The sequence below is a fragment of the Pseudomonas sp. FW305-3-2-15-C-LB1 genome (genome assembly GCF_058787615.1).
Window position 1 is genome coordinate 180,463 of record NZ_JBYSZX010000005.1, and the last position, 16,638, is coordinate 197,100.

The window sequence follows — 16,638 nt, forward strand, 5'->3', positions numbered from 1 at the left end:
ATGAAAAACTCGTTTATTTGACAGGTAGACAGCTAGGGTTCAGCTAAGTGGACGAGGTGCCAGGCAAGGCGTCCGGGCGAGCGCGACGCGATGTTATTCAATCCGGTGATCAGTAAAGAATATTCTCTGCAATGCCCGCCAAGTGCCGGTAAAGTAAGCCGTCTCTTGCCAGGGTGAACGGATGAATAGCGTGCAGCTTTTACGCGGCCAATTGCGGCCAGTGTTGATGGGGTTGTTGATGAGCGTCGCGTGCATCACCACCGTATGCGCCGATGATGGGGTGGCGCTGACCAGCATCGACCAGGTGCCGGACGGCGTGGAAGTGCGCGGCAAGCAGATCGCCGCGTATACCTGGGACGATAAACAAGGCAAGAACCTGCTGGTGCTCGCCGAACAAGTCAGCGAGCGCGATGACGACGGCACCCAGTCGGCATTCGTGTATGCGGCCCAGTACCTGATCGACGGCAACCGCCCCAAGCGCGTGTGGATGCTCTACGACGATGTGCAGCACTGCGAATTCGATGCGTCCCTGCGCTTTGACCGGGCTGCAACCAAAGTCACCGACCTCACTGGCGACGGCATCACCCAGGCCACCGTGGGCTATTCGCGCACCTGCACCAGTGATGTCAGCCCCAACGAATTCAAGTTGATCATGCACGTCGGCAAGTCGCAGAAGTACCGCCTGCGTGGGGTCGACCGCGTCGGTGCGGCCTGGTGGGACGAAGAGGCCGGCGCCCTGCGCGGCATGCCGCTGCCCAAGGACTGCAGCGTGGCCGCTCAGCAGGCGCTGGTCAGCCAGTACAAGGAGCAGGGCACCGAGTTGCCGTTGCCGGGGTGTTATGGCGATGAGAAGGACTTTGCCAAGGCGCCCGCTCCGTACTTGGATTTCATGCGCACCCAATGGTTTGCGTTGATGCAGAAACAGGATGAGACTTGGAGCCAACCGCAAACCGAGGACGGCCCGGTTGAGCCCGACTAGCTGCCAAGGCCTCAAGGTAAAACCATCAGTATTTTTTTTGCTGCATATTTTCGACATCTGAAAGCAATTGCAGATTCTGAGCGAAAGCCGGCGTGCCATGTTCATTCTTCTGCACGCCCTGTAACGCTTTCAGTGCAATGGCTGTCGTTTGATTGTTGACCGTTTGGGCCAATGCCTGCATTTCATTGCTTTTGCCGTTCCCAGTCGCTACATGATTGCGCAGGTTGAGCATTGTCTGGCGCAATGTTTGAGTGTCTTTGCCTGTTATAGCGGCTGGATATCGGGTTGAAAATCGCTCTATCTTTTCGATTTTTCTATCGAGAGCATTGACCTGCTTATTGATCTGGTTGAAGTCATCCCGGGAGATATCAACCTTGGCTTTGTTTTCCACCGTCGCAAAATACGAGGGGGCATACAGTGTTGTGTTGTACGCAGGGGGCTGGCTGTCTGGAGCAATGGATGAGTGCTTGACAGCCCAGGGATTAGGGTTCGCATAACGCGAGGTAGGAGTGTCAATAGGCATAAAGTAACCTTTGTCTGAGTGAATGAGCAGGGATGAAAAGCTGAAAATAAAGCAAGGCGCCTACAAAGCAGCATAGGAAAATGCTTCGACCGGTAGTGATTAGGCTTATCGCTCCATAGGACAATACGGCGCGTACCTGACGCGTTGACGCACCGCCTCGCGGTACGTTTCAGTACTTTGTACCAGCGGCACTCATGGGCTAGACTTCTTTGCTCTGTTCAATCGTAAATATGTCGATTTAACAATCAGTTAAATGGTGTATTTAAACCAAAGGCTGATCTAGCTTGACTGAGTCTATCCGCAACCCACTGACCCTCTACCTCACCCGCTTGGCCCCCTCCAGCCAATTGACCATGCGCTACGTGCTGCAAGATGCGGCCGATCGCCTGGGCTTCGAGGACATCAACCTCGAAGACATCGACTGGCACTTGCTGCAGCCCGAACACGTCATTGCCCTGGTCGCCGCCTTGCGCGAAGACGGTTATGCGCCGAATACCTCCTCGTTGTATGTGAACGCGGTGCGCGGGGTGATGAATGAGGCGTGGCGCCTGAACCTGATCAGCCAGGAGCACCTGTTGCGCATGCGCACGGTCAAGGCTGCACCCGGCACGCGCCTGGGCCAGGGCCGCAACCTGCGGCGCAGCCTGATCCGCGAAATGATGGAAGTCTGCGCCGCCGACCCACGGCCCCAGGGCCTGCGAGACGCCGCAGTGATCGGTATTCTCTACGGCTCCGGCATGCGCAAGTCGGAATCGGTCAACCTCGACCTGGCCCAGATCAACTTCGAAGAGCGCAGCCTGCGGGTGATCGGCAAGGGCAACAAGGAGTTGATCAAGTACGCGCCGGACTGGGCGTTCGCCAAATTGCAGGCGTGGCTGGCGTTTCGGCGCGAACAGCTCAAGGAGGGCGAGCAGGATGACAGTTTCCTGTTCAACCGTATCCGCCGTGGCAGCCACATCACCCGCGAGCGCATCACCAAACATGCCATTTACTACATCGCCCGCCAGCGCGGCGACCAGGTGGGCGTGAAGATCATGCCCCATGACTTCCGTCGCTCGTTCATTACCCGGGTGATCGAGGAGCATGACCTGTCGATCGCGCAAAAGCTCGCACACCATACCAATATCCAGACCACCGCCAGCTATGACGTGCGTGACGACAATGAGCGACGGCGGGCGGTGGACCGGTTTGACCTGTAGGGTTGACGATTGCAGCCCCCCCCTCAGGGGGGGCGATGCAGTTTTAGAGAATAGGTTTGCCGCCAGTGACCGCGTAGCGCGATCCGGAGATGTAGCTGGCTTCGTCCGAGGCCAACAACACATAGATCGGCGCGACTTCCACCGGTTGGCCAGGGCGGCCCAGCGGGGTTTCGCTGCCGAAGCTCTGCACGTCTTCATCGGTCATGGTCGCCACGATCAACGGCGTCCAGATCGGGCCCGGGGCTACGCTGTTGACGCGTATACCCTTGCTGCCGAGCAACTGCGCCAAGCCACCGGTGAAATTGGCAATCGCACCCTTGGTGGCCGCATACGGCATCAACGTCGGCTTGGGCATGTCTGAGTTGACGGACGTGGTGTTGATGATCGAACTGCCAGCCTTCATATGCGGCACCGCTGCCTTGCACAGGCGAAACATTGCAGTGATGTTGATATCGAAGGTCTTGACCCATTCCTCGTCCGAGATTTCTTCAAGAGTCTCGTGGCTCATCTGGAACGCTGCGTTATTGACCAGCACGTCGATACGACCGAATTGCTCGACCGTTTTATCGACCAGTTCGTGGCACACGCTTTTCTGAGCGATATCGCCGGGCAGCAGCAGGCATTGGCGACCGGCTTCCTCGACCCAACGCGCAGTTTCCCTGGCGTCCTCGTGCTCATCCAGATAAGCGATGGCCACATCGGCGCCTTCACGGGCAAACGCGATGGCGACGGCGCGCCCAATGCCGCTGTCGGCCCCCGTGATCAGAGCGATCTTGTTGGCCAACCGTCCGGAGCCCTTGTAGCTCTGTTCACCGCAATCCGGGTACGGGTCCATTTTCTTCTGCGAACCAGGTACTGTCTGCGCTTGGGGGGCGAAGGGAGGGCGAGGGTAATCAGTCATGTCAATCTCCATAGTTTCCAACGTGGCTATGGGATTAGTAGTTGCCGGCCGGTTGATAGTTGTAACGGATGCCGCCGAGGGCCGACGAGTGGTTGGCGTTGGCCCCAGGCAACGCCAACCTCAAGTGCATGGGCCGCCCTCAGGACGAGGGTGGGGCGCTCGCCAGGTGAGCCGGCAGGCGCCGCAGTGTCCACACCGTGGTGAACATCGCCGCTATGGCGCACAGCGCAATCCCGATCAGCATCGGCGCCGGCGTGTGATCGGCGAACACCCCGATCAGGGTCATGGACAGGGCCCCGATGATCATCTGGATCGCACCGAGCAAGGCCGAGGCAGAACCGGCCACGGCACCATGATCCTCCAGGGACAATACCCCGGCGGCCGGCAGCAGCAGGCCGAGAAAGCCGAAGCCGATAAACAGCGAGGCCATGGTCAGGGCCAGGCTGTCGACCCACAGCGTAGTGACGGCCAGGACAGCCATCACTGCAGCCACAGCCGCTACCGACCAAAGAATCAACGGCGCCAGGCCAAAGCGCGCACTGAGGCGCGCAGTGAGTTGGCTCATGGCGAAAAACGACGCGGCATTCAACGCAAAGGCCAGGCTGAACTGCGTGGGTGTGAGGCCGTAATGCTCGATGTACACGAACGGCGCGCTGCCGATAAACACGAAGAAGGTCGCCAGGCCAAAGCCGCACACCACCGACAGGCCGATGAATACCGGGTCACGCAACAACGCGCCATAACTGCTGAAGGCACTGCCCAGGGTCTTGCCCAACCGGCGTTCGGCAGGGTGGGTTTCGGGCAGTTGCACGATGGTCATTACCAGACACGCCAGCGCGAGCACCGCCAGCACGGCGAATACTTCGCGCCAGCTCCACAGCGAAATCACCAGGCTGCCGGCCAATGGCGCGAGAATCGGCGAGACGCTCATCACCAGCATCAGCAAGGACATCAACTTCGCGGCCTCATGCCCCGTGTACAGGTCACGCACGATGGCCCGGGGAATCACCATGCCGGCGCATGCGCCGAAAGCCTGCAGGGCGCGAAAGGCAATCAGGGTTTCGATCGTCGGCGCCAAGGCGCATCCGACACTGGCCACGGCAAAAATCACCAGGCCGGCATAGATCGGCGGTTTGCGCCCGAATACATCGCTGACCGGCCCGTAGAACAACTGGCATACGCCGACGATCACGAAGAACACCGTCAGGCTCATCTGCACCCGCGCCGGCGAGGCATGCAGGCTCGCGCCGAGGGTCGGCAGTGCGGGCAGGTAGATGTCGATGGCGAAAGGGCCGACGGCGGTGATCAACCCCAGTAGCAGGGCGAGGTGGGCGATACGTCGAGACATGAGCGGTTCCGCACGGAAAAGGGCGGTCAGCTTAAGGGATCCACGCAGATCCGCAAACTTAGGCTTCAATAACCAGGGACGGTGGCCGATAACATCAGAAGCGGGGCGTCTGCGGTTGGGCTCCCAACCGGATGACCAGGCAAGGGGATTTTTGCATGACGATCAAACTACGCTTGATGTTGTTGATAGCGACTGGCTTGCTCACTGCTTTGATCATGAGCCTTACCGGTTACCTGGGCAATTCACGGATGGGCGATGCCGTACAGGACAGCGAGGTCAGCATGACGGTGCTGCGCAACCACATGGAAGCCGACATGATGCACGACGCCCTGCGCGCCGATGTGCTGTCGGCGATGCTGGTGGGCCTGGGCAAAAGCACCAGCACACCGGCCGAGGTCAACGCTTCGCTCAAGGAACACGCCGAACACTTTCGCCAGGTACTGTCGGATAACCTCGCGCTTCCGCTGGACGCTGCGCTCAAGGCCAACCTGGAAAAAATCAAACCGAGCCTGGACAACTACATCGCCACCGGTGAGCGCATCGTCGCCCTGGCGCTGGACAGTCCCGAAGCCGCTCGCGCGGAACTGGGCACGTTCAATGCCGCTTTCACCCAGCTTGAAGATCAAATGGCCGCGCTGAGCGAACTGATCGAGACCAACACCCAGCAGACAAGTGTCGGCACACGGCAGACCATCAGCAACGCCAATTTCACCCTGGGCGCAGTGTTGATCGCCAGCCTTTTACTGCTGTTGGCCCAGGGGCGCTGGGTGATGCTCAGCATCATGGCGCCATTGCAAGCCGCCAGCCGCATTGCCGCCAGCATTGCGCGGGGCAACTTGAGCGAAGCGATTGTCGAACCCCGGCGCAAAGATGAAGCCAGCGCCTTGATTCGCAGCCTCGCCACCATGCAACGGGACTTGCGCGGCATGATCGAAGTGGTGCGCAGCAACGCCCACGGCGTCAGTGGCATGAGCGAGCAACTGAGCCACGGCTGCCATGAAGTGGCCGGCAGCAGCCAGCAACAGAGTGCGGCGGCCAGCACCATGGCCGCGGCGGCGAGTGAAATGACCGCCAGTATCGAGGAAATCACTCGGCATGCCGGGCGCGCATTGGACATGGCCAACCAGGCCGAGACCTTGGCCAAGGACGGTGGGCGAGTGATTCATCAGGTGGTCAACGACATGGGCGGCATTGCCCGCTCCGCGCAGCAGTCGGCCCAGGTGATTCGTACGCTGGACAAGGAGTCCGAGGCAATTTTCAGCATTATCCAAGTGATCAAGGGGATCGCCGACCAGACCAACCTGCTGGCCCTGAATGCCGCGATCGAGGCCGCCCGCGCCGGTGAACAGGGGCGGGGGTTCGCAGTGGTCGCCGATGAAGTTCGCAGTCTGGCCGGCCGCACCAGTGCTTCCACCCTGGAAATCGCCAGCATGGTCCAGCGTATCCAGCAGAGCACGCGCGAAGCGGTGACCAGCATGGAGGAGGGCGTGGCTCAGGTGGATAAGGGCATGGCGGTGACCGCCGAGGTGGAGCGGGCGATTCGCGAGATTCTGCAAGCCACCTTGAACACCACGGAAATGGTCAACGATATCTCCCGCACCATTGGTGAACAGAGCCTGGCCAGCAACGAAATTGCGCACCAGGTGGAGATGATTGCGGGCATGTCGGAAAACAACAGTCGCGTCATTGGCCAAACGGCGTCGACAACGGATGAGTTGTCCGGCCTGGCCGGTAAGCTTTCGCAGTCAGTTGATCGGTTTCATTTGTAACCTATTGATTTAACTCAACTAAATAGTCATTTAGTTGAGTTGGCAATCAGGGCAGGGGGCTCAGGAATGGGAGAGGGCAGACGTCCGCCGTGCTGCGATGCGCTCTACCGTTTGCATATGCTGCGTACCCCATTGGCACAATCCACCCAACGCCGACGCCAGGGACTCCCCGAACGGTGTCAGGGAATACTCGACTTTGGGCGGTATTTCCTGGAAATCCACGCGAAAAATGATCTCATCGCGCTCCAATTCCTTGAGTTGCTGGATCAGCACCTTATCGGTCACACCGCCAATCGCGCGTCTTAATTCTCCATATCGATGAACATTCTGCGCCAGGTTGAACAGCACCAGCGGCTTCCATTTGCCGCCAATCACCGCCAGGGCAGCCTCAAGTCCGCAGTTGAATGACTTATTTGCCATTATTGAGGTGTCTCCCAAGGGTACTTACTAAAAGGTGCATACTATTCAAAAGAATAGAGCGGATCTAGAGTTGCGCCTCAACATTCTTTCTTGGAGTCATCATGAGCAAGCTCAACGGGAAAATCGCAGTGGTTACCGGCGGCAACAGCGGCATCGGCCTGGCAACCGCGATTCGCTTTGCAGCTGAAGGCGCACAGGTGGTGATTGTAGGTCGTCGACAGTCAGAACTGGACAAGGCGCTGACGCTGATCGGGCCTGAAGCCATCGCCATCCAGGCCGACATTGCCAAGCTGGACGACCTGGACCGTGTGTTCACCCAGGTCAAAGCTGCCAAGGGCCGGGTTGACATACTGTTTGCCAATGCAGGCCTGGGGGATTTCCAACCGATCGGCTCGATCACCGAGGAATCATTCGACCGCACGTTCGGCATCAACGTCAAAGGCACGCTGTTCACCGTGCAAAAAGCCTTGCCACTCATGAAGGCCGGCGGTTCCGTGATCCTGACCGGATCGACCACCGGAACGATGGGCACCGCGGCGTTCAGCGTGTACAGCGCCACCAAAGCGGCGCTGCGCAATTTCGCCAGGAGCTGGGCGCTGGATCTCAAAGGCACCGGCATTCGTGTGAACGTACTGTCGCCAGGCCCGATCTCGACACCAGGTCTGGACTCGGCGTTGTCAGGCACGGGCCAGAAGGAAGCGATTATCGACGACATGACGGCACAGGTTCCACTGGGCCGCATTGGTCAACCTGAAGAAGTGGCAGCCGCCGCGTTGTTCCTGGCATCGGATGAGAGCAGCTTCATGACGGGCAGTGAAATGTTTGTCGATGGAGGCTTTGCTCAGGTTTAAGCATGACAGGGGTTTTGCCCGTTGAAATCTGACGGGCACTGCCTCTGATTGCGCAATACGATATTACGCATAATGTATATTATGTTAAATCATGTATTACTCTAGGCTTATCGCTCAGCTACTTTATGGATCTCAGCAACCACCTGCTTCACTGCCTCTTCAATCGCACCTTCATTACGACACAACACCCAGCCCTGACCCACAACCGCCCGTTCGAACATCTCTGTGCATGCAACATGCTCTGCATACTTCTGAATCACAGTGCCGCCCAATCCTCGTGATCGTGCCGTTGCTCTCGCCCATGAAATACCCGGCGCGGTGATAACACCGACATGCAGATCCGGCACTCGCACGCTTCGCTCCAGGTTCAACCGCAGAATCTCTGCAAACGGAATCGTGTGTCGAAACGCAGCCTCAGACGGATACCAGCGATCAATCAATATGATGCTGCCCAACGGCTGCCGAGTCAGGACATTCCGGGATATCCAACTGCGACTGTCGGCAAAGCGCTCGCACACAGCCCATTCCAGATCCCGTGAAGGATTTCTGGCAAGTTCGTTCACCAGGGCCATGGTTTCCCCTCTATAGGGATCGCTTTTTCGCTCGCAAAGCCGGATGACTTTCTTGTTGTCCGCCCTAAGAGCTGCCGTTACGGCCTCCAGCAGCGTGGTTTTGCCGGTGCCTTTGGGGCCGTCCAGAGAAACAAAAAGCGGAGCATTCATTTTTCACACAGCGATCAAGATAATGATCACCACTCTAACTGCATTTGCAGCTGGCCAGGCATCCAAGCACTTTCACAAGTAATTTTCCTACCCCCTAGGTATGCTCCGCGTCTATTGCCGATTACTGATACCGGGATGCCCGCCCAAGTCTCTGCTGCACAGTCGCAGTCTATGGAGCCGTATCCTCTCAAGGACGTTTGAAAGATGAGTACCCCTGCGCTGGATATCAGCAGCCTGACACCCTTGCCTTACCACCAGCGTGTGGTCGATTACCTGAAGACCCACGAACCCGTCGTGTGGGAGTGGGCTTCGTCTCTAGGGGTTCAGCAGGAGCACGCCCAGGATGTGCGCGCGCAGTTGCTGCGGGACACCTATCGCCTGAGCCCCGAGACCCACCCGCAGGCCTATCAGGCCTGTGAGACGGCGCTGCAATGCTTGCAGATCCAGGCGCCTGCGACCCTTTACCAGGCTGGCGACGGCGCGATGAATGCCAGCCTGTATTACCTGGCCGGTGAAGTGCATGTGGTGTTCTACGGACCGATTCTTGAACGGCTCGACGCTCAGGAGTTACTGGCGCTGTTGGGACATGAGCTGGCCCACTACCGCTTATGGTCTGAGCACGGTGGCGACTATCTCACCGCCGAGCGGATTCTCAAGCACGCCATGGCTGATATGAATACGCCTCCGAGCCTGGAACAGACCGCGCGTTTATATAGCCTGCACACCGAAATCTATGCCGACCGAGGCGCAGCCCTGGTGGCCGGCGGGCCGGAAGCGTCGATTACTTCGCTGGTCAAGATTCACACCGGGATCGTCAGCGTCGATGCCGCCAGTTACCTGAAGCAGGCCCAGGAGCTGGATGGCAAGGATGCACCGTTGTCCCAAGGCGTTTCTCACCCGGAGACGTTTCTGCGCTCCCAGGCGGTGGACAGCTGGTGGCGGCAGGTGCCGGAGACCGACAACTGGCTGCACGGCCGGTTGCGCGGGCCGTTGTCGCTCTATCGCTTGGATGTGACCGGCCAAGTCGAGCTGACCGCCCTCACCCGCAGCTTTATCGCCAGCTTCATCGACACCTCCGTGCTGCAATCGGAGGTGGTGCTCAATCAGGTACGTGGATTCTTTCCCGACTGGAAAGACAACGAAACCACGCTGGACCTGGGCACGCTGAATGCCGAGCGCGTCGACGCAAGCATCCACGAATACCTGCACTTCATCATGCTCGACCTGAGCCTGGTGGACCGCGACCTGCGGGATGAGGCCTTGTTGCACGCGGCGCGCACAGCCAAGAAGCTCGGCAGTACCGACGACTTCATCAACGTGCTCAAGCGCGATATCAAATTCCCCAAACGTGAGCTCGACCCGATCGTTCGCGCGCTCAAAGCGGAGGTCGACACATGGAACCGATAACCCAACCCATCAATTTCACGCAATTGCTGCAGACCCACGATGGCGTCGCCGTCCCCATCGACGATGTGCTGTTCCTGGCGCTGCCGTTACTGCGCCAGGTTGCGCAATTGCATGAACTGGGACGTGTCGCCCAACTCAGTTATCTCGATGTGCTGCAAGGGCCGGAACGCACGCTGCAATTGCGCAATCCGGAGGGCGTCCCGCCACTGCTGGCGCTGGAAGCGATCAAGCAGGTGCAGCCTAATCCAGAGTCGGCACTGAATATCGTCGGCAAGGTCCGCCTGACCCGGGATTCGGAAAGTGGCGTGGCCGTGACCGACTTGCAAGTCCAGGAAGATCCGCATCAGGCCATTGACCACCCGGTGTTCCTCACCGACCTGCACAGTTGGGAGCATCGCCTCGGGCACCACGACGAGATCACCGATATTTTCCAGCTCGGCCAGTTGCTGGCCTGCCTGGCGTGCGGGTTGGATTTCGCCGATATCAACGACCTCAAGGCTTTTGCCCGGCACCGCCGTAACCTGTTCCAGCTCAACGGCCGGCTCAACCCGGTACTGGCCAATCTGATCGTTGAAATGACCGAGCTGAACCGCCATGAGCGCGCCACCGATGTCGGCTCACTGGTGCGACGCCTGGAATCCTGGCGCGAACAGCCGGCCAGCCTGGATGTCGAGCGTATATTGGCCCAGGCCGAAGGCCCGGCTTCACGGCGCACCGTAGTACTGGAGCATCTGCGTAATCGCTTGTTTGATCTTTCGCGGCGCAATCGCCTGCTGTACTTCCGGCCGACGCAAGCCAACGTCAACTTGACCGTGGCCAGCGTGCCCTTGGTGATGCGTGTCGAAAGTATCCGCCCCGAAGCCTTGTGCACCTGGCAGCCTACCTTCGGTGGCTTCTCCGAGCAGGTGTTGAGCGGCAAACCGGTTGGCCTGCAGCAATGGTTGCGGTTTGAAGACCAGACCTGGTTGCAGGCGTCGCTGGAACGCATCATCCAGGAAACCCGCCGCGACCGCGCCGAGTTCGGCTTCAGCAACCTGCGCCTGGTCGTGGCCTTCATGCGCTGGCACAACCTCAAGGACACGCCGGAAGAACGCATCGTCACTCCCCTGCTCTGGCTGCCGGTGGAACTGAGTCGCAAAAAGGGCGTGCGCGACCAGTTCATGTTGCAGTGCGATGAGACCGAGGCTGAGTTCAATCCGGTACTGCGGCATCAATTGCGCCAGCTCTACGACATCCAGTTGCCGGAAACCGTCGACCTGCAAAAGACGTCCCTGGAGGAAATCCACGCCGACATTGCGCGCCAGATCAAACTGACCGAGCCTGGCGTCGAGTTGCGCCTGCAAAGCAAACCGCAAATCGAACTGATCCACCAGAAGGCCGTGCAGCATCTGCACCACTTCCAACGCCGTCGCGCCCGCCAGCGCTCGACGATGCCCTTGGCCAGGCCGGATTTCAGCTACGACCGCGAAGACTACCGCCCGCTGGGCCTGCAATTGTTCCAGCAAAAGGTGCTGCCCAGCGAGTTACCGTTGCGCCTGGCCGTCGGCGCCAAACCCTTGCTGCGCAACCAGCATCCGCAGATGGTCGCCAGCAGCACCGAAAACAGCACCTTCGCCATGCCCGAGAATCAGGGGCACCGCTACGCCTGGGACATCGACCTGACCCAGGTGACCCTGGCCAACTTCAACTATCGAAAGATGTCGCTGGTGCGTGACTACGCACAGCTGATCGATGAGCCCGCGCAAAACGAAGCGTTTGACCGGATGTTCTCGATTGAGCCGCGAGACGTCGAAGTCCAGACTCCAGACCCGATCCCGCTGCCCGACCAGTGGAACGTGGTGGCCGGTGACGCGACGCAGAACGCTGCGGTCAGCCTGGCCCGGACCGGGCGTCACTTCATCATTCAGGGGCCACCGGGCACCGGCAAATCCCAGACCATCACCAACCTGATCGCGGACTATGCCGCACGCGGCCTGCGCGTATTGTTTGTGTGCGAAAAGCGCGCAGCGCTGGACGTGGTGTTCCATCGCCTGCAACAGAGTGAACTGGGCGAATTGTGCTGCCTGATTCACGACTCCCAGACGGACAAAAAAGCGTTCGTGGGCAACCTGCGCGAGTGTTATGAGCGCTGGATCGCCGGCGACGCCCAATCGGTGCAGTTGCAAGCGCGTCGCGACGCCACACTGGCCTCCTTGAGCCAACAACTGGGCCTGATAGAGCGCTTTGAACAGGCGATGGCCGGGGTGCCTGAGTCCTTGGCCTGCTCGGCGCGTGAGTTGGTCCGTCATTTGATCGAGCTGCCACCCGTTGCTGCACAGCTGCCGCCCGAAGCGCTGGAGCGCTTGCCCGAATGGCGGCACTGGCAGGCACAACACGAGCTGACCGGCCGGTTGTATCAGACCATCAAGGAACGCTTCGGCCTCGACAGTTTTGCGCGTCACCCCTTCAGCCACCTGGCCTCAAGCCTGGTCACCCACGAGCATGCCTACGGCCAGCTCAAGGCGTTTCTGGAGCAAGCCAGTGGGCTGATGGACAGCGTCGAGTCGTTCCTGGAGTCATCCTCCAGCCTGCTGTCCGGTGACAAGCGCCTGACGGATGCGTGCGTGCTGACTCAAGCTGCCGAGCAACTGACCGGCGCCAACCTGGCGGCGCACCTCGACCTGCTGGAACCTGGCTCAACGAGTTCCCAAACGCTGCACGCCGAACAGGCCGCCTTGCAGGCACTGGCCGTGCAGCAACACAACGCCCGTGAAACCACCCGCCACTGGCGCGTGAAACTTGAGCCCCAGGATACCCAGGCGGCCCTGGAGCAGGTACAGCGCCAGGAAGGCTCACTGCTGCGCTGGTTGCAACCCGGTTGGTGGCGCCTGCGTAGCGAACTTCAACGCCGCTACGACTTCAGTCAGCACGCGATTCGCCCCAGCCTGCGCGGCGTGCTCGACAACCTGGCCGGTGAACACCGCGCCACCGCCGAGCTGCACGCCGAGCAGCAACGCCTGCAAGGTCGCTACGGCATCCAGGATATCGACCTGTTCGTGCACAATCTGCACGCCCTGCTGCAGCAACTGAGCGCATCACCGTTGTTGCGCAAGTGGGTCGAAGGCCTGCAGGGCAATCCGAGCAGCTTGCCCGGTGTGCGCCAGGAAGCCAGCCTGCGCCAACCCATCGCGCGCCTGGCCGAGCTGGTTGCCCAGCATTGCGTATTCGACCAGGAGCCAAGCCTGGCCGAGCTGGCCGAGTACCTGCGCGACCTGCGTGAAGAGCTCGACGAACTGCCCGACACCCTGCCCCTGCTCAACGAGCTACACCAGGCCGATCCCGTCTGCCTGGCGGTCGTGCAACAGTATGCTTTGCCACAACCCGTGCTGGACGGGTTGATTGCCCAGGAAAACCTGACCCGCCTGTACCGTGCCAATCCGCAGATGGCCCGCTTCGATGGCCCGGCCTTGAGCCTGGCTGCGCGCCAGGTCAGCCAGGCCGAAAGCAGCCTGCTCAAGAACAACGCTCATGTGCTCAGCGCTACCCTGCACCAGCGTTTTCTGGAGCATGTGAAGCAATCGGCGATGTCGGTGACACAGCTGGACGCACCGGCCCGTGAGTTCAAGAAAGCCTATGCCAAAGGGCGCCGCGAACTGGAACATGAGCTGGGCAAGACTATGCGTTATCGTTCCATCCGCGAAATGGCCAGTGGTGACAGTGGTCGAGTGATCAACGATCTCAAGCCCATCTGGCTGATGAGCCCGCTGTCGGTGTCCGATACCCTGCCGTTGACCCCGGACCTGTTTGACGTGGTGATTTTCGACGAGGCCAGCCAGATCCCCAGCGAAGAAGCCGTGCCCGCCCTGAGCCGTGCGCAGCAGGTGATTGTGGTAGGCGACGAGATGCAGTTGCCACCCACCAACTTCTTCTCCAGTGCCGGTGACCAGGACGATAATGACCTGATTGCCATGGAGGACGGGGAACAGATCTCAATCAACCTCGATGCGGACAGCCTGCTGAGCCAGGCCGCACGCAACTTGCCAGCCACCCTGCTGGCCTGGCACTACCGCAGTCGCCACGAAGCGCTGATCAGTTTCTCCAACGCAGCGTTCTACGAAGGGCGCCTGATCACCATTCCCGACCGGCGTATCGAGCGCCCTGCCCCGGCCCACGCCGCTGTGGACTCCAGCGACGCCCAGGCCGTGATCCAGGGCGCCGACACGCTGCTCGACAGCCCGATCAGCTTCTTGAAGATGAGCGATGGCGTCTACCTCAGCCGTAGCAACCTGGCCGAAGCCCGCTACATCGCCAATCTGGTGCGTGAACTGCTGCAACGCGAGACTGGCCTGAGCCTGGGCATCGTGGCCTTTTCCGAGGCCCAGCAAGGCGCCATCGAGCAGGCCCTGGAAGACCTGGCCAGCAATGATTCGGCCTTTGCCACACGCCTTGAGCGCGAGTACGTGCGTGAAGATGCCGGGCAGTTCAATGGCCTGTTCGTCAAGAACCTGGAGAACGTACAAGGTGATGAACGCGATGTGATCATCCTGAGCATATGTTACGCGCCGGGACCGAACGGCAAGATGCTGATGAACTTCGGCCCGATCAACCAGCGCGGCGGGGAAAAACGCCTTAACGTGATCTTCAGTCGTGCGCGCAAGCGCATGGCGATTGTCTCCAGCATTGAGTCCGAGGCCATCACCAATACCCACAACGATGGCGCTGCCGCATTGCGCGCGTTCCTGCAATTCGCCCAGGCCAGTGCCAGCGGCGATGCGCCACGCTCCCAGGGCATCCTGGCCAACCTCAACCCAGGCGCCAAGCAGTCCTTTGCCGTCAGCCTGCCCAGGGACACGCTGCGCAGCGCCCTCGCCGTCGCGTTGCGCCAACGCGGGCATTCGGTGCAGGAGTATGTCGGGCGTTCACAGTTCCGCTGTGACCTGGCGATCAGCGACGCCAGCGGTGAATACTTCAGTCTGGGGGTGCTGCTTGACAGCGACACGGCAGCCGCGACTGACGTGCGTGAGCGTTATATCTTCCGCCCGACGGTATTGCGCAGCTTCGGCTGGAAGATCATCGACGTGCTCAGCCATGACTGGCTGCGCGACCCGGAGGACGTACTCAAGCGCATCGAAGCGCTGCTTCGGGGTGAAGAAGCGCCTGCACTGCCAGCGCCGGAACTGACCGTGGAAACCGGCGAGATTGAAACCGAGCCACCGGCAACCCCTGAAGCGGCGCTGTCGATGCGCGAGTTCATCTATGGCGAAGGTAACTCCAATAAGTTCTGGCGTATTGGTGTCACCGACGCCGAGGTGGTGGTGAGTTTCGGCCGCATCGGCACCAAGGGCCAGACCCTGATCAAATCCCTGGAGAGTCCCGAACGCGCGTTGCGTGAAGCAGAGAAACTGATCGCGGAGAAACTGCGTAAAGGCTATCAAGAACAGGCATGAATGAAAGGACGGCGCCCACCCCGGGCGCCTGTCCACCCCCAAACCGTAAACCCACGCTCCATGCACCAGCCCCTGCCCTAATGCTGAAACGTCATCATCTCCCCCTCGCCCGCATGTTAATCTCGCCCCACCACGAATAGACATTGATCGTCACAAGACGATGACCAGAACCAGGAAAGCCCATGCCCAAGATTTCTCACTCAGCCCTGCGCCGCAACTTCCGTGAATTGCTCGCCAACCCAACCTGCGTTGAAACCGCTTCCGTCTTTGACCCGATGTCGGCGCGTATCGCCGCCGACCTGGGTTTCGAAGTCGGCATCCTCGGTGGCTCCGTTGCTTCGTTGCAGGTATTGGCCGCACCCGATTTTGCGTTGATCACCCTGAGTGAGTTCGTTGAGCAAGCCACCCGCATCGGCCGCGTTGCCCAGTTGCCGTTCATTGCCGACGCCGACCACGGCTACGGTAACGCCCTGAATGTGATGCGTACCGTCGAAGAACTCGAGCGGGCCGGTGTGGCGGCGTTGACCATTGAAGATACGTTGCTGCCGGCACAGTTCGGGCGCAAGTCCACCGATCTGATCTCCATTGAAGAAGGCATCGGCAAGGTCCGCGCGGCGCTGGAAGCACGTGTCGATCCCGAATTGTCGATCATTGCCCGGACCAACGCCGGTGTGTTGCCGACCGAAGCCGTTATCGAGCGCACCCAGGCCTACCAGAAAGCCGGGGCCGACGGGATTTGCATGGTGGGTGTGGCCGATTTCGAACACCTGGAGAAGATCGCGGAAAACCTGACGGTGCCGCTGATGCTGGTGACCTACGGCAACCCTAAGCTGAATGACGCCCAGCGTCTGGCCAGCCTCGGCGTGCGGGTGGTGGTGGCCGGCCACGGGGCTTACTTTGCCGCGATCAAGGCGACGTATGACAGCCTGCGTGCCCAGCGCCAGTTGACGCATAGCACCGATAACCTCAGTGCCACCGAGCTGACGCATACCTACACGTTGCCGGAAAGTTACGTGGCCTGGGCGGAAGAGTTCATGGACGTCAAAGAGTAAAGACAACCTCGGAGCGAGGGGGGCTCCCCCCCTCCTCCCGT

12 protein-coding genes and 1 pseudogene are annotated in these 16,638 nt (G+C 60.1%); 8 read left to right on the forward strand and 5 right to left on the reverse strand.

Features of this window, described 5'->3' with window-relative positions; genetic code table 11:
- Nucleotides 1-181 precede the first annotated feature (181 nt).
- Nucleotides 182-979: a M949_RS01915 family surface polysaccharide biosynthesis protein gene (locus AC3WP7_RS12425; protein WP_071488310.1), complete on the forward strand. Its 798-nt coding sequence runs from the start codon at nucleotides 182-184 to the stop codon at nucleotides 977-979.
- Nucleotides 980-1,004: 25 nt separating this feature from the next.
- Here the strand turns inward: AC3WP7_RS12425 and AC3WP7_RS12430 are convergent, their stop codons facing one another.
- Entirely contained in the window at nucleotides 1,005-1,502 is a 498-nt protein-coding gene (locus AC3WP7_RS12430; RefSeq protein ID WP_092243576.1) for a hypothetical protein, read from the reverse strand.
- A gap of 284 nt (nucleotides 1,503-1,786) precedes the next feature.
- Between AC3WP7_RS12430 and AC3WP7_RS12435 the strand changes: the two genes are divergently transcribed.
- Nucleotides 1,787-2,701, forward strand: coding sequence for a site-specific integrase (locus AC3WP7_RS12435; RefSeq protein ID WP_093530324.1), 915 nt, complete (start codon nucleotides 1,787-1,789; stop codon nucleotides 2,699-2,701).
- 43 nt (nucleotides 2,702-2,744) lie between these two features.
- Here the strand turns inward: AC3WP7_RS12435 and AC3WP7_RS12440 are convergent, their stop codons facing one another.
- Together AC3WP7_RS12440 and AC3WP7_RS12445 are read right to left on the reverse strand one after the other, a co-directional pair.
- Nucleotides 2,745-3,602 carry an SDR family oxidoreductase gene (locus tag AC3WP7_RS12440; protein ID WP_092243566.1) on the reverse strand — a complete coding sequence of 286 codons (858 nt, stop codon included), beginning with the start codon at nucleotides 3,600-3,602 and terminating at the stop codon, nucleotides 2,745-2,747.
- A 139-nt stretch (nucleotides 3,603-3,741) separates the two neighbouring features.
- Nucleotides 3,742-4,950, reverse strand: coding sequence for a multidrug effflux MFS transporter (locus AC3WP7_RS12445; RefSeq protein ID WP_092243563.1), 1,209 nt, complete (start codon nucleotides 4,948-4,950; stop codon nucleotides 3,742-3,744).
- Between the two features lie 155 nt (nucleotides 4,951-5,105).
- On the opposite strand from AC3WP7_RS12445, the pseudogene AC3WP7_RS12450 reads away from it, so the two are divergent.
- Together AC3WP7_RS12450 and AC3WP7_RS12455 are read left to right on the forward strand one after the other, a co-directional pair.
- Nucleotides 5,106-5,861: pseudogene (locus AC3WP7_RS12450) on the forward strand (MCP four helix bundle domain-containing protein); the annotation flags it as partial.
- A gap of 132 nt (nucleotides 5,862-5,993) precedes the next feature.
- Complete coding sequence (locus AC3WP7_RS12455) at nucleotides 5,994-6,719, forward strand: methyl-accepting chemotaxis protein (RefSeq protein WP_371917394.1); 726 nt, start codon at nucleotides 5,994-5,996, stop codon at nucleotides 6,717-6,719.
- Between the two features lie 60 nt (nucleotides 6,720-6,779).
- On the opposite strand, the gene AC3WP7_RS12460 is transcribed toward AC3WP7_RS12455, so the two are convergent.
- Entirely contained in the window at nucleotides 6,780-7,139 is a 360-nt protein-coding gene (locus tag AC3WP7_RS12460; protein WP_092243557.1) for a winged helix-turn-helix transcriptional regulator, read from the reverse strand.
- 101 nt (nucleotides 7,140-7,240) lie between these two features.
- Here AC3WP7_RS12460 and AC3WP7_RS12465 point away from each other — a divergent pair, with 101 nt between their 5' ends.
- Nucleotides 7,241-7,990, forward strand: coding sequence for an SDR family NAD(P)-dependent oxidoreductase (locus AC3WP7_RS12465; protein ID WP_093121001.1), 750 nt, complete (start codon nucleotides 7,241-7,243; stop codon nucleotides 7,988-7,990).
- 107 nt (nucleotides 7,991-8,097) lie between these two features.
- Here AC3WP7_RS12465 and AC3WP7_RS12470 read toward each other — a convergent pair whose 3' ends face one another.
- A complete protein-coding gene (locus tag AC3WP7_RS12470; protein WP_093120995.1) occupies nucleotides 8,098-8,712 on the reverse strand; it encodes a dTMP kinase in 615 nt (204 codons plus the stop codon).
- A 204-nt stretch (nucleotides 8,713-8,916) separates the two neighbouring features.
- Between AC3WP7_RS12470 and AC3WP7_RS12475 the strand changes: the two genes are divergently transcribed.
- The 3 genes from AC3WP7_RS12475 (at nucleotide 8,917) to AC3WP7_RS12485 (ending at nucleotide 16,597) form a co-directional block, all read left to right on the forward strand.
- The gene (locus tag AC3WP7_RS12475) at nucleotides 8,917-10,119 is read left to right on the forward strand and encodes a M48 family metalloprotease (RefSeq protein WP_102591999.1); all 1,203 of its coding nucleotides are present in this window, start codon (nucleotides 8,917-8,919) and stop codon (nucleotides 10,117-10,119) included.
- On the forward strand, nucleotides 10,107-15,545 hold the full coding sequence (locus AC3WP7_RS12480; protein WP_102592000.1) for a WGR domain-containing protein: 5,439 nt from the start codon (nucleotides 10,107-10,109) through the stop codon (nucleotides 15,543-15,545). Before AC3WP7_RS12475 ends, AC3WP7_RS12480 begins: the two co-directional genes overlap by 13 nt.
- Before the next feature lie 182 nt (nucleotides 15,546-15,727).
- On the forward strand, nucleotides 15,728-16,597 hold the full coding sequence (locus AC3WP7_RS12485) for an isocitrate lyase/PEP mutase family protein (protein WP_071488322.1): 870 nt from the start codon (nucleotides 15,728-15,730) through the stop codon (nucleotides 16,595-16,597).
- The last annotated feature ends 41 nt before the right edge of the window (nucleotides 16,598-16,638 follow it).